The organism is Mucilaginibacter sp. P4_C11 (genome assembly GCF_056402115.1).
In genome coordinates, this window is the sequence record NZ_JBFUIA010000022.1 from 52,421 (window position 1) to 78,729 (window position 26,309).

At 43.9% G+C, this 26,309-nt stretch carries 24 protein-coding genes; 18 read left to right on the top strand and 6 right to left on the bottom strand.

Translation table 11 applies throughout. The features are described from left to right. The first annotated feature begins 78 nt into the window (after nucleotides 1-78). Nucleotides 79-4,056 carry a Pls/PosA family non-ribosomal peptide synthetase gene (locus tag AC1DU2_RS19760; protein ID WP_477386274.1) on the top strand — a complete coding sequence of 1,326 codons (3,978 nt, stop codon included), beginning with the start codon at nucleotides 79-81 and terminating at the stop codon, nucleotides 4,054-4,056. 48 nt (nucleotides 4,057-4,104) lie between these two features. Here the strand turns inward: AC1DU2_RS19760 and AC1DU2_RS19765 are convergent, their stop codons facing one another. Continuing rightward, nucleotides 4,105-4,566, bottom strand: a complete 462-nt coding sequence (locus AC1DU2_RS19765) for an Lrp/AsnC family transcriptional regulator (RefSeq protein WP_477386276.1) — start codon at nucleotides 4,564-4,566, stop codon at nucleotides 4,105-4,107. Nucleotides 4,567-4,690: 124 nt separating this feature from the next. Here AC1DU2_RS19765 and AC1DU2_RS19770 point away from each other — a divergent pair, with 124 nt between their 5' ends. After that, nucleotides 4,691-5,914: an aminotransferase class V-fold PLP-dependent enzyme gene (locus AC1DU2_RS19770; protein WP_477386278.1), complete on the top strand. Its 1,224-nt coding sequence runs from the start codon at nucleotides 4,691-4,693 to the stop codon at nucleotides 5,912-5,914. A 13-nt stretch (nucleotides 5,915-5,927) separates the two neighbouring features. Here AC1DU2_RS19770 and AC1DU2_RS19775 read toward each other — a convergent pair whose 3' ends face one another. Further along, complete coding sequence (locus AC1DU2_RS19775) at nucleotides 5,928-6,647, bottom strand: LytR/AlgR family response regulator transcription factor (protein WP_477360134.1); 720 nt, start codon at nucleotides 6,645-6,647, stop codon at nucleotides 5,928-5,930. Then, nucleotides 6,644-7,693 carry a sensor histidine kinase gene (locus AC1DU2_RS19780; RefSeq protein WP_477386280.1) on the bottom strand — a complete coding sequence of 350 codons (1,050 nt, stop codon included), beginning with the start codon at nucleotides 7,691-7,693 and terminating at the stop codon, nucleotides 6,644-6,646. The genes AC1DU2_RS19775 and AC1DU2_RS19780 overlap by 4 nt, the downstream gene beginning before the upstream one ends. 186 nt (nucleotides 7,694-7,879) lie before the next feature. On the opposite strand from AC1DU2_RS19780, the gene AC1DU2_RS19785 reads away from it, so the two are divergent. Continuing rightward, a complete protein-coding gene (locus tag AC1DU2_RS19785; protein ID WP_477386282.1) occupies nucleotides 7,880-10,096 on the top strand; it encodes a carbohydrate binding family 9 domain-containing protein in 2,217 nt (738 codons plus the stop codon). A gap of 34 nt (nucleotides 10,097-10,130) precedes the next feature. On the opposite strand, the gene AC1DU2_RS19790 is transcribed toward AC1DU2_RS19785, so the two are convergent. From AC1DU2_RS19790 to metK, 3 genes are all read right to left on the bottom strand, one after another. Beyond that, entirely contained in the window at nucleotides 10,131-10,580 is a 450-nt protein-coding gene (locus AC1DU2_RS19790) for an SRPBCC family protein (RefSeq protein WP_477386284.1), read from the bottom strand. Between the two features lie 412 nt (nucleotides 10,581-10,992). Then, on the bottom strand, nucleotides 10,993-12,030 hold the full coding sequence (locus tag AC1DU2_RS19795; protein ID WP_477386286.1) for a YncE family protein: 1,038 nt from the start codon (nucleotides 12,028-12,030) through the stop codon (nucleotides 10,993-10,995). Between the two features lie 364 nt (nucleotides 12,031-12,394). After that, nucleotides 12,395-13,645, bottom strand: a complete 1,251-nt coding sequence (gene metK, locus AC1DU2_RS19800) for a methionine adenosyltransferase (RefSeq protein ID WP_147053396.1) — start codon at nucleotides 13,643-13,645, stop codon at nucleotides 12,395-12,397. 219 nt (nucleotides 13,646-13,864) lie between these two features. Here metK and AC1DU2_RS19805 point away from each other — a divergent pair, with 219 nt between their 5' ends. The 15 genes from AC1DU2_RS19805 to nuoF all read left to right on the top strand — a co-directional run bounded on the left by AC1DU2_RS19805 (nucleotide 13,865) and on the right by nuoF (nucleotide 26,284). Next, nucleotides 13,865-14,752: a diacylglycerol/lipid kinase family protein gene (locus tag AC1DU2_RS19805; RefSeq protein ID WP_477386288.1), complete on the top strand. Its 888-nt coding sequence runs from the start codon at nucleotides 13,865-13,867 to the stop codon at nucleotides 14,750-14,752. Nucleotides 14,753-14,758: 6 nt separating this feature from the next. After that, a complete protein-coding gene (locus tag AC1DU2_RS19810) occupies nucleotides 14,759-15,094 on the top strand; it encodes a translation initiation factor (RefSeq protein ID WP_477386290.1) in 336 nt (111 codons plus the stop codon). 396 nt (nucleotides 15,095-15,490) lie between these two features. Then, nucleotides 15,491-16,324 (top strand): MotA/TolQ/ExbB proton channel family protein, encoded by an 834-nt coding sequence (locus AC1DU2_RS19815; RefSeq protein ID WP_477360120.1) that lies wholly within the window; start codon nucleotides 15,491-15,493, stop codon nucleotides 16,322-16,324. Between the two features lie 86 nt (nucleotides 16,325-16,410). Next, complete coding sequence (locus AC1DU2_RS19820) at nucleotides 16,411-17,025, top strand: ExbD/TolR family protein (RefSeq protein ID WP_477360118.1); 615 nt, start codon at nucleotides 16,411-16,413, stop codon at nucleotides 17,023-17,025. Between the two features lie 6 nt (nucleotides 17,026-17,031). Continuing rightward, complete coding sequence (locus AC1DU2_RS19825; RefSeq protein WP_477360116.1) at nucleotides 17,032-17,577, top strand: ExbD/TolR family protein; 546 nt, start codon at nucleotides 17,032-17,034, stop codon at nucleotides 17,575-17,577. 39 nt (nucleotides 17,578-17,616) lie between these two features. After that, nucleotides 17,617-18,447 carry an energy transducer TonB gene (locus tag AC1DU2_RS19830; RefSeq protein WP_477360114.1) on the top strand — a complete coding sequence of 277 codons (831 nt, stop codon included), beginning with the start codon at nucleotides 17,617-17,619 and terminating at the stop codon, nucleotides 18,445-18,447. 4 nt (nucleotides 18,448-18,451) lie between these two features. Next, nucleotides 18,452-18,691, top strand: coding sequence for a hypothetical protein (locus AC1DU2_RS19835; RefSeq protein WP_477360112.1), 240 nt, complete (start codon nucleotides 18,452-18,454; stop codon nucleotides 18,689-18,691). Continuing rightward, nucleotides 18,681-19,601, top strand: coding sequence for a PstS family phosphate ABC transporter substrate-binding protein (locus AC1DU2_RS19840; protein WP_477386292.1), 921 nt, complete (start codon nucleotides 18,681-18,683; stop codon nucleotides 19,599-19,601). Before AC1DU2_RS19835 ends, AC1DU2_RS19840 begins: the two co-directional genes overlap by 11 nt. Before the next feature lie 9 nt (nucleotides 19,602-19,610). Next, entirely contained in the window at nucleotides 19,611-21,308 is a 1,698-nt protein-coding gene (locus AC1DU2_RS19845; RefSeq protein WP_477360108.1) for a tetratricopeptide repeat protein, read from the top strand. A 276-nt stretch (nucleotides 21,309-21,584) separates the two neighbouring features. Further along, nucleotides 21,585-21,956 (top strand): NADH-quinone oxidoreductase subunit A, encoded by a 372-nt coding sequence (locus AC1DU2_RS19850; RefSeq protein ID WP_090651790.1) that lies wholly within the window; start codon nucleotides 21,585-21,587, stop codon nucleotides 21,954-21,956. A gap of 120 nt (nucleotides 21,957-22,076) precedes the next feature. Beyond that, nucleotides 22,077-22,619 (top strand): NADH-quinone oxidoreductase subunit B, encoded by a 543-nt coding sequence (locus AC1DU2_RS19855; RefSeq protein ID WP_090651791.1) that lies wholly within the window; start codon nucleotides 22,077-22,079, stop codon nucleotides 22,617-22,619. Nucleotides 22,620-22,621: 2 nt separating this feature from the next. Further along, nucleotides 22,622-23,125 carry an NADH-quinone oxidoreductase subunit C gene (locus AC1DU2_RS19860; protein ID WP_477360106.1) on the top strand — a complete coding sequence of 168 codons (504 nt, stop codon included), beginning with the start codon at nucleotides 22,622-22,624 and terminating at the stop codon, nucleotides 23,123-23,125. A gap of 64 nt (nucleotides 23,126-23,189) precedes the next feature. Then, a complete protein-coding gene (locus tag AC1DU2_RS19865; protein WP_477386294.1) occupies nucleotides 23,190-24,401 on the top strand; it encodes an NADH-quinone oxidoreductase subunit D in 1,212 nt (403 codons plus the stop codon). Next, nucleotides 24,394-24,918: an NADH-quinone oxidoreductase subunit NuoE family protein gene (locus AC1DU2_RS19870; RefSeq protein WP_477360103.1), complete on the top strand. Its 525-nt coding sequence runs from the start codon at nucleotides 24,394-24,396 to the stop codon at nucleotides 24,916-24,918. The genes AC1DU2_RS19865 and AC1DU2_RS19870 overlap by 8 nt, the downstream gene beginning before the upstream one ends. A gap of 4 nt (nucleotides 24,919-24,922) precedes the next feature. Further along, nucleotides 24,923-26,284, top strand: a complete 1,362-nt coding sequence (gene nuoF / locus AC1DU2_RS19875) for an NADH-quinone oxidoreductase subunit NuoF (protein WP_477386296.1) — start codon at nucleotides 24,923-24,925, stop codon at nucleotides 26,282-26,284. Nucleotides 26,285-26,309: the final 25 nt, after the last annotated feature.

Consider the following 26,309-nt stretch of genomic DNA (forward strand, 5'->3'; position numbering starts at 1 on the left):
CAGTATGGTAAAAATTATAGTTGATAAACTTGAATTTTATCAAAAACTATACTGTAATTTTCGGCATTACCAATACCTATGATATCCCAGAGCCAACTAACGGGTGCCTTTCGCCCAGACCTTATTAAAGATGAGACTATTGCCGATATTTTCAGAAGTTCGGCTGCAATATATCCGGATAAAACCGCGCTTATTTTTGGCAGCAGGCAGCTAACTTACCGCCAGCTTGACCAATGGAGCAACCATATCGCATATTTTATCGCTTCCCAGGGAATTGGCAACGGCCACTCCGTTGGTGTATGGCAATCCCGCGGGCTGGAGTTGCACGCGCTGATATTAGGCATAGTAAAATCGGGCTCGGCTTATGTACCGCTGGATAGGGATATGCCCGAAGAGCGGCTACAGATAGTTTTGCAGGAAGTTGGCGCCTCGGCCTGTTTTAGTGATGGATTGCCGCAATTGTCCTGTCCTGTATTTAAAGTTCCTCTTTTTCAGGAGGAGTATGACGATTTTACAATCCCTGCAGGTCCCACGGCTGATGACCGGGCTTACGTTTTATATACATCGGGCAGTACCGGTAAGCCAAAGGGCATCCCGATACTGCACCGCAATATTTGCCACCTCATCCGGTCGGAACAAAGCGTTATCAATATAACTCCCGAAGATAAGGTGTACCAGGGCTTCTCTGTATCCTTTGATATGTGGTGCGAAGAAACCTGGATCAGCCTTTTTGCCGGGGCTACTATCTGGGTGGCCGACGCTACAACTGCCAAATCAATCGACGAGCTAAGCGAAACCTTAAGGCAGCAACAGATTACCATTTTACATGCTGTGCCAAGCTTACTGGCTGTTATTGATGATGATATACCGCTGCTACGATTGGTTAACGCAGGCGGCGAAGCTTGTACAACCGCGGTATTGAACCGCTGGAGCAAGCCAGGCAAAAATGTTTTTTACAACAGTTACGGGCCAACCGAAACCACGGTAACATCAACCATGGTAGCTTTAAAGCCCGGCGATGCTATAACTATAGGCGGCCCGCTGCCCAATTATAACCTGGCCGTTGTTGATGACCAATTTAATATTTTACCTGTAGGCCAGCAGGGCGAGCTAATTATATCGGGCCCCGGCGTTTGCGAGGGATATGTCAACCGCCCCGAATTAACTAAAGAAAAATTCATGGATAAGCCAGCCACGCTTGTAAGCTTACCCGGCGACAGAATTTACCTGAGCGGCGATGCCGTAGTGATGCAGGTCGATGGCAGTATTGATTTTCATGGGCGGCTTGACGACCAGGTGAAGCTGCGCGGATACCGTATAGAACTGGGCGAAATTGAAGTTCGCCTTAACCAGCTGGAAGAAGTAGCCACAGCCGCCGTCGCCCTAAAAAAGGATGCCTTAGGGCAGGATCAGATGGTAGGCTATATCACCCTGAAAAATGGCCATACCCTGGAAGAGCACCATGCCCGGTTAAAACTGGCCGAAACGTTACCGCCTTATATGGTGCCGCTGGTAATTGTTGCGCTTGATAAGCTGCCCCGCCTATCCAGCGGTAAAATAGACCGCAAAGGCTTGCCCGTGCCGGATGCCTTGTTACAAGTAAAGGTGCAGGAAGAAATAAGAATAAACTCCACCGATCCCATTGCCCTGAAGGTAATGGCAGGTCTGAACCATATTTTCCCCGGCAGGGATATCACCCCCGAATCGGATTTTTTCACCGACCTGGGCGGGCACTCCCTGCTGGCAGCAAGCTTTTCATCCTGGCTGCGCAAGGAGGCTGGTGTACAGCATGCCTCGCTCAAAGATATTTATACAAACAGGCCGGTTAAAAACCTCATCAACGCCTGGGAACACGCCGAAAAGGAGAAAGAACAAAAGGTTCACGTTAAAAAAGAACTTTTTCAAAACATCCCGCCGCTAAGGTACTTTTTGTGTGGTGTATCGCAGGGCCTGGCGCTGCTGGTTATTTATAGCTTGTTTGCCATACAAATTTTTATCCCTTACCTGGGCTACTATTACGTGGTAGCCGATACCGAAACAGGGCGCGATGATCGTACCATCGCTATTATTACCGCGCTGTTTTTGTACTGTTTGGTGCCACCTTTTTTGTCTTTTATGGCGATAGCTGCCAAATGGCTTTTACTGGGTAAGGTAAAGGAAGGCGACCACCCTTTGTGGGGATTTTATTATTTCAAATACTGGCTGGTTGATAACCTGATCAGGCTGTCGCCCGCGCAATTCATGAACGGAACACCAATTTATCCGCTTTACCTGCGGATGCTGGGTACCCGTATTGCCAAAGATGTGCAGCTGAGCTCAATCACAGTGGGCGCTTATGACCTGCTGGAAATTGGCGGCGATGCCAGCCTGAGCTCGGGCGTGGTGCTGGATAATGTGACGGTGGAGAATGGGATGATCAAATTCCGCAAGATAAAAATTGGCGCTCATGCCTATATCGGCAGCAACGCGGTAATATCCGGAGGGGCCGAGGTAGAAGACTGGGGCGAACTCCAGGACCTGAGCCACCTGCAGGGCGGCAAAACCATTAAAGCTTTTGAAGTTTGGAAAGGCAGCCCTGCCGAAAAAGCACACACAGCAAACCCCGAAGACCTGCCGCAGCCATTAAAAACGCCTTTTTTAAAAATCAAAACTTATGGCTTTTTGTATAGCCTGCTGTTGATTGTTTTTCCGATAGTGGTATTGCTGCCGTTGCTGCCAGTGATAGAGTTGCTGAACTACATGGACCTTAACTCGCCCGATTATAACTTTAGTTATTTTATACACGTGCCGCTGTTAACGCTGCTGTACATCGTCATTTACGCTTTTGAAACCGTGTTGCTTTCGCGGGTGCTCTTGTGGGGTATTAAGCCAGGTACTTACCCGGTTTTTAGCAGCACCTATGTGCGCAAATGGTTGTCAGATCAGCTGATATCTGTAGCCCTTATTGTACTGCATCCCGTTTATGCCACGGTATTTGTTTCGTTTTTCTTTAGGATGCTGGGGGCCAAAATCGGTAAAAATACCGAGATCTCGACAGCAAGCAACGTAACCCATACCATGCTCAGCATCGGTAACGAATCATTTATTGCTGATGCAGTAACCCTGGGCGAAGAGGACATCCGCGCGCAACGGCTTATTTTGAACAATACCACAATTGGCAACAGTAGTTTTGTGGGTAACAGCGCTCTCATCCCGCAAGGATATACCCTTGGCGATAATATGCTGATCGGGGTTTTATCTGTACCGCCAACGTTAGAACAGCAGGCTGATAACCCGCTGGGCGATTGGTTTGGTTCGCCGGCCATTGCCCTGCCACACAGGCAAAGCAGTGGCGAGTATCCGCCGTCGCTTACTACAACACCTTCATGGGGGCGCAAAATAGCAAGGGGAACCATCGAAGCCATCCGGATCATATTGCCCGAAACGGTTATCATTTGTTGCAGTGTATTGTTCATAGCCTACTTTCACGACCTGGTGAAAGACCGTAACGCATGGCAAATATTGGGGCAATTGCCAAAGCTTCCTTTTTATTACCTCTACTACATGGGGCTCCCAGCCCTGCTGGTTACACTGGCGTTAAAGTGGGTATTTGTAGGCAAATACAAAACAGAACAAAAACCCATGTGGACACATAAGGTTTGGCGCAGCGAGGCTATTACCAGTACTTACGAAGCCCTGGCCGTTCCCTTTATGCTTGATTTTTTAAGGGGAACTCCCTTTTTGCCTATGGTATTGCGCCTTTTTGGTGTTAAAATAGGCAAACGCGTGTGGCTTAATACCACCGATATCACCGAATATGATATGGTAAGCATCGGCGATGATACTGCCCTGAATGAGGATTGCGGCCCGCAAACCCATTTATTTGAAGATAGGGTAATGAAGGTAGGAACCATACAGATAGGTGCCCGTTGCAGCATTGGCACCCGCAGCATTATTTTGTATGATAGCCAGATTGGCGAAGATGTAAAACTGGAGCCGCTATCGCTCATCATGAAAGGTGAACAATTGGCCCCGCAAACCGAATGGACAGGCAGCCCTATTAAAGCGCTGAATTAGATTTTGAGGGATTGTTTTGGCAAATGAAGAGTTGCAACAAAGCAATCCCTATATATAAACCCCGTAGCTCATTTTTAACCTATCCATTACTACATGGGTATAAAAGCGCTGCACATCGGAACTATCCATAAAATATTTTTTGCTGAATTGCTCGTAGTGTTTCATATCCCTGGTGTTAACAATAAGCACCAGGTCATAGGTGCCGGTTACGTAGTAGCACTGGGATACTTCGGGGCAATTTTCAATTTCGGCCCTGAACCTTTCGATAGTGCGGGAGCCATCTTCCTGCATACAGATATCTACTATGCAGGTTAGCCCAACGCCTGCCGCCGCGGGCGAAATGATAGCTACATCGGCCTCAATAATTTTTTCATCACGCAGTTTGGCTATCCGCCTTTGCACAGCCGATGCGCTAAGGTTTACCATTTGGGCCAAGGCCTGGGCGGTAAGGCGGTTGTCTTTTTGTAATAAACGCAGCAGCTTTTTATCGTAGTCGTCAAGCGTGTACATAATTTACCCGTTTTAAGGGCTAAATTAATTAAAACATGCACAATACAGGCCAATAAGCGATTTTTATGCAAGGGCTTGTTGGTAGTTTTGAATTATCATCCACAGTAAACAAACAGGTACATTTATGAAACTATTAGCCAACAGCATATTCACTTCCGCCGAAATTGAGCAGTTCAGAAACGATACCATCGGCTGTACTTATGTTAATCATTTAAACAACGCGGGCGCAGCCTTGATGCCCAATGTAGTTACCAATGCCATTACTACCCATATTAAACTGGAAGCAGAGATAGGCGGATATGAGGCCGCCGCCGCAAAGGCCGATGCCATTGCCGAATTTTATGAGCTGGCCGCGCAGCTTATCAATTGCAAACCCGGTAACATTGCCTTTACGGCAAGCGCTACCGACTCGTACATCAGGGCTTTATCTGCAATTCCATTTGTAGCGGGAGATATTATTTTAACCGATTGCGACGACTACATCTCAAACCAACTCCATTTTTTATCGCTCAAAAAACGGTTTGGAGTTGATATTGTCCACATAAAAAATGCCGCCGTTGGTGGTGTCGACCTTGCCGACCTGGAAGCTAAATTATACGCGCTTAAGCCCAGGTTACTGGCTATAACCCATATCCCTACCAATTCGGGCATGGTACAGCCGGTTAACCAGATTGCAGCTATTTATGCTAAATATTGCCAGGAGAACGGTGATAAAACATGGTATATTTTAGATGCCTGCCAATCGGCAGGGCAAATGAAGCTGGATGTTCAGCAGTTGCAATGCGATTTTTTATCGGCAACTAACCGTAAGTTTTTAAGAGGGCCGCGTGGTTCGGGCTTTTTGTATATTTCAGATAAAGCTTTGCGGGCCAAACTCGAGCCTTTGTTTATTGATATGCGCGGCGCGCGATGGACAGAAAAAGACCAATATGAGCAACAGCCCGATGCAAAACGTTTTGAAGACTGGGAGTTTGCCTACGCAACCGTAGTTGGCAGCGCCGAAGCAATCAGGTACTGCCTGGCCATTGGCGAAGACAGGATCTGGCAGCAGGTTAAACAGCTATCTGCCTATTTGCGCGGCCGTTTAGCATCAATACCAAATGTCAGGGTGTTGGATCAGGGGCCCGAATTGAGTTCGTCTGTTACTTTTACGGTTGCAAACTCATCGGCCGAGTTCCTGGTGAAGCAATTTTCACAGCACAATATCAACGTGGTATCGTCCTATCGTGAATTTGCGGTTATCGATTTTGACGAAAAGCAGGTAGAGTGGGCCATCAGGGTATCGCCTCATTATTATAACACCGTTGATGAACTTGACGCGTTGGTTGATTGCCTGGCCGGTTTTTAATTTAAGGAGGCGTTTAACCCTCCAGTTTGCCCAACACCTCTTTGGCGTATGAGCTACCGATTGGGATACTTTGCTTGCCAATTTCAATATGGCTGCCCGTATAGGCATTAATATGGTTGATGGAAATTATGTAAGAACGATGTACGCGGATGAAGTAATTGGCCGAAAGTTTTTCTTCCAGGTAGCCAAGGGTTTGGTAGGTAATAACGGGTTTATCTGTAGTATGTATTTTTACATAATCCTTCAGGCCTTCAATGTACAGGATATCTTTGAGTAGCAACCGCACCATTTTTTTATCGGCCTTTACATAAATAAAAGCATGCTGATCGGGCTTTGATGGTTGAAGTGGTGCGGGCAGGCTTATAACCTCGGGTGTTTTGGCGTTGATGAATTTATCAACAGCTTTTAAAAAGCGCTCAAATGATACGGGTTTCAGCAGGTAATCAATCACATTAAGTTCGTAACCTTCCAGTGCAAACTCGCGGTAGGCCGTTGTCATGATAACCGGCGGCGGATTTTTAAGTGTCCGCAACAGTTCTATCCCTGTTAATTGAGGCATCTGGATATCTAAAAACACCAGGTCCACGTTGTTTGCTTTAAGTGCGTTGTAAACCTCCATGCCATTGGCGCAAATGGCAACCGGGTTTAAGTTGTGGAGTTTGCTTACATGGTTTTGCATAATTTCGCGGGCAAGCTCCTCGTCGTCGGCTATGATGCAGTTTATAGGTTTCATAGGTCAAGTTTCAGGTCGGCCTCAAAAATGCCATTGTTTTGGTTTAGTACAAGCTCATGGTGGTCCGGGTAAGTTAGCTCCAGTCGCCGTTTAACATTTTTAAGCCCAAGTCCATAATTATCCGGTTTGGGCAACGGTTGATAACTGTTTTCTACCTTTAAATACAACCGTTTCCCGGTAACTTTCAGGTTAATGGTTATCCAGCCATCGCTTTCGGCAAGGCTGTGTTTAAAAGCATTTTCAACAAAAGGCAACAACAAAAGCGGGGCTATCATTTTGCCGGCAATATCGCCCGAGTATTGGAACGATAATTCAAGCCTGTCGGCAAAGCGCATTTGCTCAATACCAATATAGCTTTCCAGGTGTTTGATCTCGTCCTGTAGCAATACCTTGTTTTCGCTTGCTTCATACAACATATAATGCATCAGATCCGATAGGCGAAGCACCACTTTTGATGCCTGTTCGCTGCCCTTTAGTGTAAGCGCATAAAGTGTATTTAGTGTATTGAAAAAAAAATGCGGGTTTATTTGCGCTTTTAACAGCCCCATTTCGGCGTTAAATTTTTCCTTCTCCATTTCGCGCATGTTTTTTTCCTGCTGATATGCATTACGCATAAGTTTAATAAGCATGGCAATAAATAGGACAGGAGCATTGCCCGCCGCATTTTTGAAGATGCGTACCGGAATCCAGAAATCTGTTTTTTCCATTTTAAACATAGCCGGGTCATGAATTTTATCCCATGGTACCCAAATGGCGTAAGCAAAAAAGCGCGGCAGCAAACCACCAATTAATATTAACACCACCATCCCCATGGCGTACTGAATATACTTTTGAGGATAATAAAATAGCGGCATCAGCACATACAGGTTTAAATAAGTAACCAGCATGCAAATAGGAACGCTTGTTGACAACTGCGGATCAAGCTTAAAAGCAAATACATCCTTATCTTCCCAACCATTGTTTACACATTGGTACAGGATATAGGCCAGCCAGAACAGCAGGTGCAGTGTTATAGCCTGGTATGGTATCTGCCTGTTTTTTTGCATGTTGTAAAATTGAACATTCTAAGCTATTTGTACCTGCTTTTTCGACAAATACCCTTTTTTAAGCCGTTAATTATACGTTTACCCCCTTTAACGGGTTTAAGCCCGGCAAAGGTGTATCGGCGGCATATAAGCGGCAGTACGTCTAAAAGTACAAAATAGAAGGTTTTAGCTCCATTTATTTGGGGCATGAAAATTTTTAAGGCTGCAAGATTTAGCAGGAGTTTGTGTTTATTGGTAATACTTACGGTAACCGGTTTACAACAGTTATATGCACAGGACGCGTTTGCCCCGCTGCCGGTAGCAAGCCGCCCGCATTTGCAGGCCACACGCATTACCGGGCCAATAAATATTGATGGTATACCCGATGAGGCCGCGTGGAATAACGCGCCGGTAGCCGCTCATTTTACTACGGCTTACCCACGGCAGGGAGATAAGGCTACCTACGATACCGAAGTACGGTTGTTATACGACGACAAAAACATCTACATCAGCGCCCGCTGCGATTTTCCGCCAGGGAAGAAAAGCCTCCAGGTACAGGATTTGCGCCGCGATTTTAGCTACAGCAATAACGAGCTTTTTGAAATCCTGATTGATCCTTTTAAAGATCCGCGCATGCCGGTGATGACATTTTGTGTAACGCCCTACGGCACGCAAATGGATATTATGCACTATGCCGATTTTAGTTACGACTATAAATGGGATGCGGTATGGCAGGCCGCCAGCAAAATACAGGAACATTCATGGACAACCGAAGTGGCCATTCCGTTTACTTCATTGCGGTATCCAAAAAACTCAACAGAGTGGAGCATTAACTTTGCCCGCAACATCCGGTTTATTGGCGAAACCAACGGCTGGTCGCCGTGGCCGCAGGCTTTTAGCGAAACCCAGCTGGCTTATGGCGGCATTCTTACTAACATAGTGCCCCCGGAAGCCAGCTTCAATTTACGGGTTGAGCCCTATGCTTTGGTAAATGCAAGCAGAGTAGATAACAACAAGCCGCATTACAAATCCGAGTTTGGCGGCGAAATTAAGTATGCCATCAACTCCAACACCCTGCTTGAAGGTACCATTAATACCGATTTTGCCCAGGCCGATGTGGATAAGCAGGTAGTTAACCTGAGCAGGTCGAGCGTTTTCTTTCCCGAAAAACGGCAGTTCTTTTTAGAGAATTCAAGCTTGTTTTCGGTAGGTCAAAACAGCATTATTCAGCCGTTTTTTAGCAGAAGGATAGGGTTGAGCGATAATGGCTCGCCTTTAACCATCAATGGCGGCTTAAGGTTTATTCACCAGGATAACAAACAGTCTGCCGGAGTACTGGTGATGAAACAAAATGGCGATACTACCGAAAACGGGGCGTTGTTTGGCGTTTTCAGGTACAAAAGAAGCGTTAGCCAAAGTTTGCAACTGGGGGCGATGGAGGTATTGCGGCAAAACTTTGCCGGCTTAAATCAGCCCGCATCTGTTAACCCTGTCGAGGTGGTGGATGCTTTTTGGCAGGTAAGCCAGCCGTTATTTATAAGGGGGATGGCATCCTATTCGGGCAACTCGCTAAGCGGGCAAAAGGGGCCTGCCGCCTTCGCCGAATTTAACTACTCGGCTACACACTTTTTTATCGATTGGTTTCAAACTGCTGTATCTAAAGGTTACCAGGCACAAACCGGCTTTACCGCCAGGGACAATTTTATCAATACACAACCCACGCTGTATGTTTTTATGCATAAAAAATGGTTCCCCAAAAATGTACAGTTTTTTAGCCCGCAATTTACTGCCGATATTTACCATGAGGCATCAAGCGGCAAATTCCAGGAGGCCAGCGTAGTGGTGATGCCGCTGCAATTGTTTTTTACCAATCAATCGCACCTTAATTTTAGTATCACCAGTTCGTGGGAGAACCTGACAGATAATTTTCAACCGGTGCGGAATGTTGACATAGCCGCGGCCAATTATCACTTTAACCGGTACGAATTTTATGGCATTACCAATGCAGCAGCCCCCCTTAGTGCCGAAACCCGGCTGAGTACAGGCGGCTACTATAATGGCAGGCTTAATAGTTATTTTTTATCGTTACGTGCTGCCCCCGTGCCCCGGCTATCGCTGGTAATAAGCTATACCCGCAACGATTTTAAAAATGTGGGCATAAACCAGGTATCAACCACTACCCACCTGTTAGCGCCCGAATTGCGGGTAGCTGCAAATCCCAAAATGTTGCTCTCGGCCTTTTACCAATACAATACTGATGCCCGTAACGGATCGTTAAATGCCCGCTTCTCCTGGGAGTACACGCCGCTATCGTTCATTTACCTGGTGGTAAACAGCGTTAATAATTACTATAAAACCCCATTCGGAATCCCGCAGCGACAGCAGGGAGGTATCCTGAAGCTTACTTATATAAGGCAGATATAAAGGATAAAGTCTGCCGGTTTTGAAATGAATAATATCATTCTGCCTCCGCAATCGTTTTTACAATATCCAGTGCCTTAGGCCAAACATCCTTAAAGAAGGTGATTATGTCTTTAGGGAAATTGCCGCCGCTAAGTTGAATGGTAAGCAGGGTTTTGCCGTTGTTGATTTTGAGGGTATATTCTTCTAACGAACCCCTGCATACCTTGGCGCCGCTGCTGTCATAATTCTCGATACCATTAACTATTTCGCCAATGCCTTTAATTGCCAGAAATTCATTTGGGATGGCCTTATCTATCAAGCCTACCATCCCCGATCCTTTATGATCTAAAAATAAGGCCTTGCTGCCTTCTTTCCAGTCGGTAACGGCGTGCGAGCCTTCGCAAAAAACGGCAGTCCACTTTGGGTAATTAGCATCGGTAAAAAGTACGTCCCAAACCTTTTGGGGTGATGCATTGATCTCGATATTGAATGTCAGGCTTTCCATTTTGGTGTGTTTTGGTTACCTCAAAAATGGGTAATATTCAACAGGGTTCAAGGGGCAAAAGCGACAATTTGGGGTGTTGATACAGACGAATGTTGTGTTATGGGTAAATTGACGCTAAAACTGGTAAACGCGTGTAAACAGGGTTAACATAACTTAACATAATTTTGATTTATTTTTTGCTTAAGTCATTTATAATCAGTTTTTTACAGCAAAAACATGGTTAACACATGTTAACCATGTTTTCGCTGTTTTCCAGATATGAAACTTAAGGTTGAAATAACACGAGGAGGGTAGGCATTAAATATCAAACCCCACGCTGTACTTCAACTAACTACCACAACTCCAGTGTTTAATTAAACTTTTAAATAAAATCGGCGTTCTTTACTCCATTAATCACTACTCCTTAAATAAATCAGTTTTTCCCAACTTCGATAATATGGAACGAGCCAGGCACTTGTTTTGGGCGCGGCTTTGGGTTTTCGGCAGTTACCATACCTGGCTCTGTTTTGGCGGCAGGCAGGTACAGTTTGTGGGTTAACAGGTCGATGCCGATGGTACGGGCGCTGGGTTCGGTCGGGATGTTTTCTACAAACTCAAATTTATCGGCGCTAAGCTCTTTTACCACGCTAATAGTTCCCTCGCCGTTTGAGGCATAGGCTAATTTTAGTTTAGGATCAAACACCAGCCCGTCGCAACCGCCTATCGGGAATTTGGCTAAGTTTTTACCATTGGCGGCGTCCATTACCACCATGGTGCTGTTGCCGCCGCAACCAATAAACAGGCGATTGGTAACACGGTCGATATCTAAACCCGACGGTTCATCGCCGCCTTCAATTTTATAACGGGCCTCTACTTTTAAGGTAGTAGCGTTTATCACAACCACTTCGTTGGTAGTTTCGGCATTTACAAATACTTTTCCTTTGCCGTCAGATACGCCGGTTTCGGGTTTGGCATCCAGCGGGATGGTAGCCACAACTTTATCGGTAGCTACATCAATAACTGTAGCATCTTTACTACGGCCATTAAACGTGTACACTTTTTTTGCAAAAGGTTCATAAAATATAGCGTCGGGGTTGGTGCCTACGGCTATTTCATTTAAAACCTTTAAGGTGGTTAAATCAAAAACAATTACTTTATTGGCACGGCCTGCGCTGATGTAACCCTTATTTAAAGTATTAACCAGTGCAATTCCGTGAACACCCGGGGTATTTGGAACATAGCCAATAGAATCGCCGGAAGTTGATAAGATATTAACCTGGTTGCCATGCGATGTATAGATACGTTTATTGGCTCCATCTACAGTAATATAATCCCAGCCACCGGGGCTTTTTATGGGGAAGCTTTTTAACATATGGAAGCCTGTTTTTTGTTGGGCCTGGGTATAAATCGGTTTAGCAATTATTAAAATAGCCATAAAGGCCAATCCGGGTATAAGTTTAGCACTTTTCATAATTAATTGATTTTATGCAATCTACCTGTTTGATTCTGTAGAAATGTTGGATATTGGAAAAGAAACGGCATGCCAAATGTTTTGAAAAAAAAGTGATGTAACCCGTTACATTGACAAAAGGGGGAAACTGCTAAACCGATTAACAAGGGGAGGGCTTCGTGCTATCAAATTAATTAAAAGGAATAGTATGTAAACGCGTAAGGGATTGGCGCGGATACCGGCCTGCGTGGTTAAGGCCTGTGCAGTATGAGCATAAAGCCCGGCCCGACCAAAGGAGGGATACGCCCAAAAACATTCTTTTGGCAAAAAAAAGAGCGACCGGTTTACACCAGTCGCTCTTTTTCTATAATTTTTGTTTAAAAGATTACAAGCCGAAGGCGGCTTTCACTTTATCAACATAATCCAGCTTTTCCCAGGTAAACAACTCCACTTCGCGTACCAGTTCGCTGCCATCATGGGCAATAAAGGTTTTGGTTACGGTTTCGCTTGGTTTACCAAAGTGGCCGTAAGCCGCTGTTTCGCTGTAAATAGGGTTACGCAGTTTAAAACGGGTTTCAATAGCGTAAGGGGTCATGTTAAATACCTCTTCTACTTTGTTTGCTATCTCGCCATCGTGTAAAGCAACTTTGGCAGTGCCGTAAGTGTTTACGTAAATACCCATAGGCTGGGCAACGCCAATGGCGTATGATACCTGTACCAGTACTTCGCTGCAAACACCGGCAGCTACCAGGTTTTTGGCAATGTGGCGGGTTGCGTAAGCGGCAGAACGGTCAACCTTTGAAGGATCTTTGCCAGAAAAAGCACCGCCACCGTGTGCGCCTTTACCACCATAAGTATCCACAATAATTTTACGGCCCGTTAAACCGGTATCGCCATGCGGCCCACCTATCACAAATTTGCCGGTTGGGTTAATGTGGTACTTAATCTGGTCGTTAAAAAAGTGGGCGTATTTTGGATACTTCGCTTTAACACGAGGGATGAGGATGCTGATGATATCTGCGCTGATTTTGGCCAGCATAGCAGTTTCTTCGTCAAAATCATCGTGTTGGGTTGATATTACGATGGCATCTATACGTTGTGGCTGGTTATCATCGCTGTACTCTAAAGTTACCTGCGATTTTGCATCCGGGCGAAGGTATTTAATCTCGCTGTTTTCGCGGCGGATGGCGGCAAGCTCTATCAATAAAGCGTGGGCAATATCCAATGCCAGGGGCATATAGTTGTCAGTTTCGTTAGTGGCATAGCCAAACATCATGCCCTGGTCGCCAGCGCCTTGCTCTTCGGGGGCCTTGCGTTCAACACCCTGGTTAATATCTGGTGATTGCTCATGAATAGCCGATAGCACGCCACATGAACTGCCATCAAACATATATTCGCCTTTGGTGTAGCCAATTTTGTTGATCACCTCGCGGGCTATTTTCTGTACATCTAAATAGGCTTTTGATTTTACTTCGCCGGCTAAAATTACCTGCCCGGTGGTTACCAGTGTTTCGCAGGCTACTTTTGAGTTAGGGTCGAATGCTAAAAAATGATCAATCAGCGCGTCTGAGATCTGGTCGGCAACTTTATCCGGGTGTCCTTCTGATACGGACTCAGAGGTAAATAAATATGGCATATAAATTTTTTATACAATTAACGTAAAACAGCCGAGCGGGGATTTTTGAGGGATCGTAGTAAAAAGAAGCATGGGTATTAGCACTTTTTTACGTGGTTGCAATCCTTACCTTTTATACAAAGGGCGTTAAATCAGTCCACTTTCGGGTTGCAAAAATAAAACAAATTTTACAAAGCCGAAAATACATTTACTTTTGATACTTTAAATAATAACAGATAATTGAAACGTAAAGCGTTATTTATAATAAACCCTATTGCTGGGGGCAAGCAGAAGGATGGTGTGCCGGAGCTGATAGATCAACACCTTGATAAAAATGTTTTTGATTACCATATAATATTTACAGATGGGGTTTCGCATGCGCAGCAAATAGCCGCAGATGCCGCCGGTAAGGTTGATGTAGTAGCAGCAGTAGGCGGGGATGGTACCGTGAACGAAATTTCGTCGGCCATAGTGGGGAGTACTACCGCATTGGGCGTTGTGCCATTTGGTTCGGGTAATGGCCTGGCGCGTTTTTTAGGGATACCCATGGATACTGTGGCATCAATAAAGGCGTTAGGGGGGTATAGGGTTGAAACCATCGATTCGGGATTGATGAACGGACAGCCCTTTTTTAACATGGCGGGCATGGGGTTTGATGCCCATATAGCCGAAGTGTTTTCGCATGGTAAAAAGCGAGGCTTTTTAACGTACATTAAATCGAGCATGCAGGAGATTATGAGCTATAAGCCCGAAAAGTACAGCCTGGAGATTGATGGTGAAAAATATGAACGCGATGCCTTTATTATAAGCATTGCCAATTCATCGCAATGGGGTAATGATGTGCATGTAGCCCCCAGGGCATCTGTGCAGGATGGTTTGCTTGACGTTTGTATTATCAGCAAATTCCCGGTTTGGCGCCTGCCCGAGATTGGCGCGCGGTTAATGCTCAAAACAATTGAGGCAAGCCGGTATATCGAAATTATAAAGGGAAGGGACATCCATATTAAAAGAACAGGCCCCGGGCCGATACACCTGGATGGCGAGCCGCAGGTAATGGCTGCCGATTTACATATTAATATAAAACCAAATTCGCTGAAGGTTATAGTAGGAGCCAGCTATCAAAACTAAATAATCATGGCAAAAAAGAATTTTACAGGAGTAGTTTATTCAACCGACCCTGATTTTGAATACCAGGAAAACGGAGGACCGGATGCGCAAACCCTGCCTCCGCAACAACAAAATCTAAAAATCTACCTTGATCGTAAAGGCGGCAGCAAGCTTGTAACCAGGGTGAGCGGTTTTATAGGCGCAGATGCCGATTTGGAGGCCATTGGCAAAAAATTAAAAACAAAATGTGGGGTGGGCGGTTCGGTAAAAGATGGCGAGATATTGATACAAGGCGATTTTAGGGATAAAATCCTCGGCCTGTTACAAACCGATGGCTATAAAGCAAAAAAAGCAGGCGGATAGTTGCCTAAATGCTTCATTGCCTATATATTAAGCTGGTTCATAGCGTATTTTATACACTGAAACAGCGTAAAAAAGCGGCCGTTGTGCCACACCAATTATAGCGCATAATATATGTGTAACGAAATAGTAGCATAAATTTTATCACTATTGCTTGATAATATTAAAAAAAATGGTTTTCATTGCAAATAATTGTAGTGGCAACACACAATATTTTATTGGTATTACGTTATTTATATCCAATCGCACACAAAATGTAATTTGGTATTAAAAAATTGTAAAGAATAATATAAATGGTTTTTTTATTTAAAGAAAATTCTATTTTTGTTATTCGCATTTAAGAGCACATTTAACTAACTTATAACATAAACAAAAACTAAAACTAAAAATTTAAAAGTAATGGCAAACGCACCAACAAAACCAACTACTCCTGTTAAAAAAGAAAGCTCAAGTGCATCTGGCATGTTTGCTTCTCTAACTATCCCTATTTGTATAGTAGTAGCAATTTGCATATATATTTTCATCCTTGGCGATCCAAGCCACTTCAAGGGTGGAGATGTTGCAGGTACCCCAGCAGATATCTTCGGCACTGTACACAAAGGTGGTGTGATTGTACCTTTAATCATGTCCTTCTTATTAATGGTTATCGTTTTCTCTATCGAGCGCTTTGTGGTAATTAGCAAGGCTTCAGGTACAGGAAGTGTGGATTCTTTCGTAAGGAAAGTACAGGCTTCTTTAAATTCAGGTAACATCGCTGCTGCTGCTGCAGAGTGCGATAAACAAAAAGGTTCGGTAGCAGCGGTTATCAAATCGGCATTGAAAAAATATGGCGAAATGGAAGCAGAACCAAACCTTGATGTTGACCAAAAAACATTAGCTATCCAAAAAGACATCGAAGAAGCAACAGCTTTAGAAATGCCAATGTTAGAGCAAAACTTAACTATCATCGCTACATTAGTATCTATCGGTACATTAACCGGTTTGTTAGGTACGGTAATCGGTATGATCGGAGCGTTCTCTACATTAGCAGCTGCCGGTGCACCAAACCCTTCTGAACTTTCGGCACACATTTCTGAAGCTTTGATTAACACAGCTTTAGGTATCAGTACTTCAGCTATCTCAATTATCATGTACAACGTATTTACGTCAAAAATTGATAAACTGACTTACGCTATTGACGAAACTGGTTTCAGCATCGTACAAACATTTGCTTCGTCACATAAAAACAAATAAGAATATAGTAGTGAACCTGCACGTGTAGATAACGCCGGTAGGGTTTAAAAACATTATACACTATATATTTTTAAATAAATTTTAATATGGCAAGGATAAAAGTTCCAAGAAAGAGTACAGCAATCGACATGACCGCCATGTGCGACGTGGCGTTCCTGCTGCTAACTTTCTTTATATTAACAGCAAAACCAAGAACCGACGATCCGGTTCCAATCGATGTACCAAGGTCTTCTATTCAAGTGCCTGTTCCTGATGAGAATTTTGCAACGATAACTGTGGGTCATAACAAGGCTTTCTTCGGCATCGAGGGAACAGATCTTCGAAAAGAAACTTTAGAGAAAGTGGGAGCGATTTATAAACAGACTTTTACACCGGAGGAAATGAAAAAGTTTGCGGGTATAGAGTCATTCGGTGTACCGATTGCGAATATGCATCAATTCCTTAGTTTGTCATCAGAACAGCAAAGACAGTTTGCTCAGCCAGGCATCCCAAGAGATTCGGTAAGCAATGAGTTGTTTAACTGGGTCCGCGAAGCTCGTAAAGCTACAGCATCGCTGCATAACGTACAGATGCGTATAGCTATAAAAGGCGACAGCAAGGAAGACTACCCTGTTATAAAGGATGTTATTGGGATTTTGCAAAAGCAAAAACTTAATAAGTTTAGTTTAATAACCTCAATTAGTGGCGGCGCAAAAAAATAAGAAATCATGGCAGAATTAGATACCTCCGGGGGAGGGAAACATAAAGGCGGGAAGGTTAGAAGTAAAAAGCAATCAACCCGTATAGATTTAACCGCGATGGTGGATCTGGCTTTCTTATTAATCACGTTCTTTATCATGACAACCACATTGGCCAAGCCTAAAGCGATGGACCTTGTAATGCCTGATAAGGATGAGAAAACTAAAGATCAGTTGCCTATTGCTGCTTCGCGTTCATTAACCCTTTTATTGGGTAGCAATGATAAACTGGAGTGGTACATTGGTGAACCAGGCAAATCGGCACCCGAAGTTATCGGCTACGGGCCGGATGGCTTACGCAAATTGCTGGTTGAAAAAGGTAAAGATGTACAACAATCAACAGGTAAAGCTATGTTTGTTGTAATAAAACCGAGTGATAAATCAAAATACAAAAACATGGTTAGCGTAATGGATGAAATTAACATTACCAATATACAAATGTATGGTATTGTTGATATCTCAGCACCAGAAGTTGAGTTGCTGAAAAGAGAAAATCTTTACAACGATAACAAATAATAATAGATAACGTTAACTAACATTAAAGCCTGACAAAAAATGTTTGGATCAAAATTAGACATATTAGATCAGAAATGGATCGACGTTGTTTTTAGTAGCAGGAACAAAGCATACGGTGCTTATGAACTGAGAAAGGATAATGCGAAAAATACGAACAGGGCGCTTGTAATTGCCATTATATTGTTTGTATTTATAATTTCTTTACCTACTATAATCAACAAGCTGAAAGGCTTGATTCCAAAAGCTGATGAAAAAGTAAAGATAACAGACGTAGTGCTGTTACCGCCACCACCGGTGGATCAAACCAAAAAACCACCTCCGCCGCCACCAGAACCGCCAAAACCAAAAGTTGACCAGGTTCGTTTTCCGCCTCCGGTTGTAAAACCAGATAACGAGGTTAAGGAAAAAGATCCGCCAACAGTTAAGGAACTTCAGGTAGCCGACCCAGGTCAGAAAGACCAGAAAGGTGATCCTAACGCAGATATCAGGATTGACGAACCGGTAGGTAACTCGGATATTAAACAAGTTGTTGAGGAAGACCCTAATAAGATTTTCGCATCAGTTGAAAATTTGCCGGAGTTTCCGGGTGGCCAGGATAAATTTATTGCTTACTTAAGTAAAAATATCCGTTACCCGGCTGTTGATCGTGAAAACGGTACGCAAGGTCGTGTAATCCTTACCTTCGTTGTGGAACGTGATGGTTCGTTAACTGATATTAAAGTTACCAGGAGTCTTAGCCAGGGTACTGATGCAGAAGCTACGCGCGTGTTAAAATCGTCGCCAAAGTGGAAACCAGGTATCCAGAACGGTCGCCCGGTACGTGTACAATATAGTGTACCGGTAAGCTTTGCGTTAGCTGCCGATAATTAAGATAATGTCAATTAATTTTAATAAAGAGCAAAAATCGCCCAAAAGGCGGTTTTTGCTTATTATAGGAACTACCGTATTCATTTGCTTCATAGCTTTTGGATTAATGATTATGTTTTGGGATAAGCTTCAATTATCCTTACAGCCATATCAGCGCATTCTTTTTGGGGCCTTCATTATTGTATACGCAGGGTTAAGGTTTTCGAGGTTGTTCAAAAAAGATCAATATGATGAGGATGATGAATAGGTTAAAGTATACATTTCTGGCATTTAGTTTAATTATAGGGATACAGGCTTGCAAGCAAAAACCTGTAAAGGGCATCACTAATGATAGTTTTACATCAGGTAAGGTGACTTTTGCTGTTGATGATTCATTTGCACCAATTGTAGGGCAGGAGATGTATGTTTTTAAAAGCAGATACCCTGATGCTGATCCAACGGTTTTATACCTGACTGAAAACCATGTTGTAAATTTGTTGTTGAACGATAGTGTAAGGGTAGCCATACTTTCACGCGATTTGGATACAGCCGAAGTCAATGTGATTAAAAGACGGCAGTTAGACGTTAAAATAGTGCGGTTTGCCGTTGATGCGGTGACACTCGTTGTAAATAAGAACTCAAATGATACGCTGACTTCGGTAGCTGAGTTGAAAAAAATGCTTAATGGGCAGGGCGATATTAATAAAACTATTGTTTTTGATAACCCAAATTCAAGTTTGGTAAGGTATTTGAAAGAATTGTCTGGTAATAAGGAATTTAAGCAAAAGAATATTTATGCGCTTAAATCAAACAAAGAAGTTATAAAATATGTAAGCGAGCATCCTGATGCTTTGGGGATAACAGGTTACAGTTGGTTGGTTGATCCTGATAAGGAGTATGCTTCCTATGTAGATAATGTTAAGATAGTAGGCGTTAAGGACGAGGCTAATAAGAAGTTTCCAAACGAATACTTTAAACCTTCGCAGGAAACGCTTGTCTTAAAACAGTACCCTTTAAGCAGGGGATTGTATATCGTTGATTGTTCAAGCAAAACGGGCTTAGCATTGGGATTTGCCAGTTTTATAGCCGGCGATGTAGGGCAGCGAATTATTTTAAGATCTGGTTTATTGCCTGACAACATACCACCGAGAGAAATTAATATAAGAAGTAAATTATAACTAAATAAGATGAAAATGATCAGTAAAATAGCTAAGGCAACATTAGGACTGGTATTAATAGGTTCATCATCAGTTTTTGCGCAAAGTCTAGCCGACGCCAAAAAAGCTATTGACGCCGAACAATATCAGAAAGCCAAATCGATGCTTAAAAACCTTACGACCACGCAGGCCGATAAGGACGAAAATTTCTTTTACCTGGGTTGGGTATATATCAAACAGGATTACTCAGATTCTGCCAAAACTGCATTTAACAAAGGTATTGCTGTAAATCCAAAATCGGGTTTGAATTATGCCGGTTTAGGCGCTGTTGCCCGGTTGGATAAAGACAAAGCAGGTGCAACAACAAACTTTAACCAGGCTATATCCCTTGCCGGTAAAAGCGCTAAACCTTATGTATTTGTAGGTAAAGCTTATTTGCTGCCCGTAACTACTGATGGTAAAGTTTCTGTTGACGATGCAAGCGCCGCTATCGCCGTTTTGCAAAAAGGTAAGGTAGTTGCCCCTAAGGATGTAGAACTGTTAATTACTTTAGGTGATGCTTATGCTTCGCAAATAAAGAGTAACGAAGCTTACCAGGCGTATTCTGATGCCTCAACCATCGACCCTAAAAACCCAGCTGCTAAAGTAGCAACCGGTGTTTTGTGGAGATATGCTAATAACTTCGAAGATTCTGAAAAACAATTCCAGGATGCATTAGCCATCGACCCTAATTATGGTCCGGCTTACCGCGAATGGGCCGAAACAGATAACCGTTGGGCAACAACTGATCCTAAAATGGCATCAGCAAAAATTAAACAAGCGGTTGAGGAATACAAAAAATATATTAGCCTTACAGATCAGTCGCCAGAATCGCAAATGCGTTATGCCGACTTCCTGATCAGCGCCGGCCAGTACGCCGAGCTACAGCCCGTTGCAGCTGATTTGGTTAAATCAGTAAAATCAAACTTAAGGGCTTACCGCTACCAGGCTTACGCAGCTTACGAGAATAAGGATTATCCGACAGCATTAACAGCGATGAATAACTGGATGACAAAAGCGGATCCTAAAAGGATTGTACCCCGTGATTATTTATACCTTGGCCGTATTCAAATGGCATCTGGCCAGGATTCAACTGGTATCAACACTTTAAGGAAAGCCCTTACATTGGATTCTACACAAACAGATGTTTATGGAGAAATTGCTAAATCGCTTTTCCGCGGTAAAAAGTATGCTGAAGCCGGAGATGCTTATAAATTAGTTACTCAGAAAGGTGGCCGCAGTGTAAAACTTAGCGATTACTTCTATGAAGGCATTAGCTATTACTATGGTTATGATGAAAAGAAGCCTACTGCTGATAGTTTAATTGCAAGGGCCGATTCCGCATTTAGCTATGTGGTTCAAAAAGCCCCGACTACCGCAGATGCCTACATTTATCGTGCCCGTGTTAACGAGTTGAAAGATAAAGACAGGAACAACATTGTTGGCTACGCTAAGCCTTTTTATGAGAAATACATCGAGGTTGTAACTGCTAAAGGCGCACCTGATGATAAAGCCAAGAAAAACCTTGCAGAAGCCTACGTCTATTTAGGTACTTATGCCGAGTTTAAAGATAAAGATTTGGCCAAGGCTACAGACAATTATACCAAAGCGAGGGATAATGACCCTACTAATAAGCAGGTGGTAGCTTTCTTCGCCCGCAAAGCAGGCGGAGCCGGCAAAAGCAAATAGCTTTTAGAACCAAGAGTTAAGAATCAAGGGTCAAGACCAGGAAGTGCAACGCTTTTCCTGGTCTTGACCCTTTTTTTATGCCCGTTTTGAAACAGACTTAAGGTTAGCTTCAAAAAGCCGACACGCTCAATCGAAAACTTCGCAAGTTGGATAGTTACCTGATACTTTCACTGTCATAGGGGCTGTATCCCGATTTTTTTTTGTCTTAACTCTTGATTCTTGACTCTTGAATCTAATAAGGCTTTTTTATTATCAATCCATTAGTATATTTGCAGCATGGAAGCACACAGTTTACCGGGTAGCTATCTGCCCATTATATTTCAAATGCTGGTTGCATTAGGGTTTGTTGTTACTACCATGTTTGTAACACACAAGATTGGCCCTAAACGTAAAACAAAAGACAAGCTTACACCTTTTGAATCGGGTATCGAGGTTGTGGGTAATGCCCGTACACCTATTTCTATCAAGTATTTCCTGGTAGCTATCCTGTTTGTATTGTTTGATGTCGAGGTTATTTTTATGTACCCATGGGCGGTTAATTTTAAAGCTATGGGCGAACAGGGAATGATTGAGATGTTCATCTTTATGGCTACCCTCTTATTAGGTTTTATCTACGTTATTAAAAAAGGCGCGTTAGACTGGGATTAGTTTAGAACAATTCTAAATATAGCCGTTGGCTACGCATAGTGTACCTTTTACATCGTTATTTACGTAATTTTGCGCTCGTTACCTGTTAGGTCAGGTAATGTTTTCTATTAACATTATTCAATGAGTGATATTCAAATAGTTAATGCCCCTATGGGGGTTGAAGGTTCCGGTTTTTTTGCCACATCGCTTGATAAGGCGGTTGGCTTGGCCCGCGCTAACTCACTATGGCCATTGCCTTTTGCCACATCATGCTGCGGTATTGAATTTATGGCTACAATGGCTTCTCACTATGATCTTTCGCGTTTTGGTGCCGAGCGTTTAAGCTTTTCGCCACGCCAGGCAGATTTGCTGATGGTTATGGGTACCATAGCCAAAAAAATGGCGCCGGTACTGCGCCAGGTTTACCTGCAAATGGCCGAGCCCCGCTGGGTTATGGCTGTTGGCGCCTGTGCATCAAGCGGTGGTATTTTTGATACTTACTCGGTGTTGCAGGGGATTGACGAAGTTATCCCGGTAGATGTTTATGTACCCGGCTGCCCGCCACGCCCTGAAGCTATCATTGATGGTTTTATGAACATCCAGGAGCTGGTAAAAACAGAAACAGTGCGCAGAAGGAACGAGCCTAAATACCAGGAATTATTAGCTAAATACGGAATCCAATAAGAATGGCCCAGATACCCAACGAAGAGCTTTTAAAAAGAATCGGCGAGAAATTTGGCGAACAGGTTACCTTAGTGGGCGAACCTTATGGTTTGCTGACTGTAGAAACAAGCCGCGAACAGATCATTGACCTGTTAACTTTCCTGAAGACAGACCCGGCCCTTAAATTTATATTTTTAACAGATATTACCGGGATTCACTACCCTGAGCAGGAAAAGCAGATTGGTATTATTTACCATTTGCACAGCCTTACAACCAATACCCGTATCCGGATAAAAGTATTTTTGGTTGATGGCGATGTATACATCCCAACAGCCACCGTATTATGGGAAGGCGCTAACTGGATGGAACGCGAAACTTACGACTTTTTTGGAGTGATCTTCGATGGTCATCCCGATTTGCGCCGTATTTTGAATGTTGACGATATGACGGCTTTCCCGATGCGGAAGGAATTCCCGCTGGAAGATCCTAACCGTGTTGACAAGAAGGATTACTTTTTTGGAAGATAAATACGTGCCGCACAGGGTAACCTTATGCGGCATTACTATATAAAAAGAAATATAAATTATACTGATGCAAAACCATCCTGTATATACAGATAACGATCCGCAAAACGAGCTCTCGACCTTAAACCTCGGCCCTACGCACCCTGCAACCCACGGTGTGTTTCAAAACGTGCTGCAATTGGATGGTGAAAGAATTGTGAGCGGCGTATCAACCATAGGGTATATTCACCGCGCGTTTGAAAAAATTGCCGAACACCGCCCTTTTTACCAGATAACCCCGTTAACCGACAGGCTTAACTATTGCTCATCGCCCATCAACAACATGGGCTGGCACATGACGGTAGAAAAACTGTTAGGAATTACCACACCAAAACGCGTTGATTACCTGCGCGTAATTGTGATGGAACTGGCCCGTATTGCCGACCACATTGTTTGTAACGGTGTATTGGGTGTAGATACCGGCGCTTTTACCGGCTTCCTGTACATGATGGAGTTCCGCGAGGCTATTTATGAAATTTACGAAGAAGTTTGCGGCAGCCGCTTAACAACCAATATAGGTCGTATTGGTGGTTTCGAAAGGAATTTTAACTCCATCGCTTTTGCCAAACTGCGTAAGTTTTTGATTGATTTCCCTAAAACATTAAAAGAGTTTGAATCGCTGTTTAACCGTAACCGCATCTTTGTCGACAGGACAAAAGACGTGGCTGCTGTTACCGCCGAGGATGCCTTAGCCTATAGCTGGACAGGCCCGATATTACGTGCCACCGGTGTTGATTACGATGTAAGGGCCATGAACCCATACTCGTCATACGAAGATTTTGAATTTGAAGTGCCCGTAGGCACCAATGGCGATGTTTACAGCCGCTTTTTGGTACGCAACGAAGAAATGTGGCAAAGCCTGCGCATTATTGACCAGGCGTTAACCAAACTGGACAAAGAACCATCGGATGTTTTCCATGCTGATGTGCCGGAGTTTTACCTGCCTCCAAAAGAAGAAGTTTATAATAATATGGAAGCCTTGATCTATCACTTTAAAATTGTGATGGGCGAGATACCAACCCCTAACACCGAGGTTTATCATTCGGTTGAAGGTGCCAATGGCGAATTAGGTTTTTATTTGGTGAACGATGGCGGGCGCAGCCCATACCGTTTGCATTTCCGCAGGCCAAGCTTTATCAATTACCAGATGTATGCGCCAATGAGCCGTGGTATGTTATTATCAGATGCGATTATTAATATGAGTAGTTTAAACGTTATAGCCGGAGAGTTAGATGCTTAGAGTTGAAGATACTCAGGTTTCGGTTGAGTTTAGCCCGGAACTGCTGAATAAATTTGCTGACGTGGTTACCCGCTATCCCGCAGGTAAGCAAAAATCGGCATTGTTGCCTATCCTGCACTATGTACAGGCCGAGTTTGGCTGGGTAAGCCCGCAGGCTATGGATAAGGTTGCAGCCTATTTGGATATATTACCGATAGAGGTTTACGAAGTAGCTACATTTTACACTATGTACTTGCTTAAGCCAAGTGGTAAATACGTATTGGAAGTATGCCGTACAGGCCCCTGTGGAGTTGTTGGCGCCGATAAGATCATGGATCATATTGAGCAAACGCTTGGTGTACCCGAAGGCGAAGTTACAGCCGATGGCTTATTTAGCTGGAGAGGCGTAGAGTGCCTTGCCGCCTGTGGTTACGGCCCCGTGCTTCAAATTGGCCCCGAATATACTTTTTATGAGAATTTAACTAACCAATCGGTTGATAAACTGATTGGAGATTTAAAGGCAAAAGCAAAAAATTAAAGCAATGGGACGCAAATTACTTTTAGAACATATAAACGTACCCGGCATCAATACATTTGATGTTTACCGCCAAAAAGGTGGTTATGCATCTGTAGAGAAAGCTTTAAAAACCATGACGCCCGAGGCGATTGTGGAAGAGGTAAAAAAATCGGGCTTACGCGGTCGTGGTGGTGCGGGTTTCCCAACTGGCATGAAGTGGAGCTTTTTGGCTAAACCCGAGGGGGTAGAACGTTACCTGGTTTGTAATGCCGATGAATCGGAGCCAGGTACATTTAAAGACCGTTATTTGATGACTTACATCCCTCACTTATTAATTGAGGGGATGATTGTTGCCAGCTTTGCGCTGGGTGCCAAAACATCATACATCTACGTTCGCGGTGAAATGATGCCACAGATACGCATCCTGGAGAGGGCCATCGCGGAAGCTAAAGCAAAAGGATTTTTAGGAAAAAACATATTAGGATCGGGCTACGACCTGGAGCTGTACGTACAACCGGGTGGTGGTGCATACATCTGCGGGGAAGAAACCGCCCTGTTAGAATCATTGGAAGGCAAGCGTGGTAACCCGCGTATTAAACCGCCATTCCCGGCTATTGCCGGTTTGTATGGCTGCCCAACAGTGGTAAATAATGTGGAATCAATTGCCGCCGTAGTACCTATCATTAACGAAGGCGGCGACGAATATGCTAAATTAGGCATTGGCCGCAGCACAGGAACCAAGCTGATCTCGGCTGGTGGTAATGTGAAAAAGCCAGGGGTTTATGAAATTGACCTTGGCCTGCCTGTTGAAGAATTTTTATACTCCGACGAATATTGCGGTGGCATTGCCAACGGCAAACGCTTAAAAGCGGTTGTAGCGGGCGGTTCATCTGTACCGATTTTGCCGGCTAACCTGTTCCTGAAAACCATTAATAACGAACCACGCCTGATGAGCTATGAATCATTAGCCGATGGTGGATTTGTAAGCGGTACCATGATGGGTTCGGGCGGTTTTATAGCTTATGATGAAGACCAATGTATAGTACGCAATACCTGGAACTTCACCCGTTTTTACCACCACGAAAGCTGCGGACAATGTTCGCCCTGCCGTGAAGGTACCGGATGGATGGAAAAGGTATTGCACCGTTTAGAGCATGGCCATGGCAAAATGAGCGATATGGACCTGCTGGTTGATGTATCTAAAAAGATTGAAGGAAATACAATTTGCCCGCTTGGTGACGCGGCTGCCTGGCCTGTAGCCAGCGCTATCCGCCACTTCAGGGATGAGTTTGAATGGCATGTAACACATGGTGCTGAAGCAACGATAAGAAACTTTGGTTTAGCTCATTATGCTGATCCGCTGCCGAAACCGGAAGTTTTGGCATAGTTAAGTCAAAATTAAAAAGTCAAAA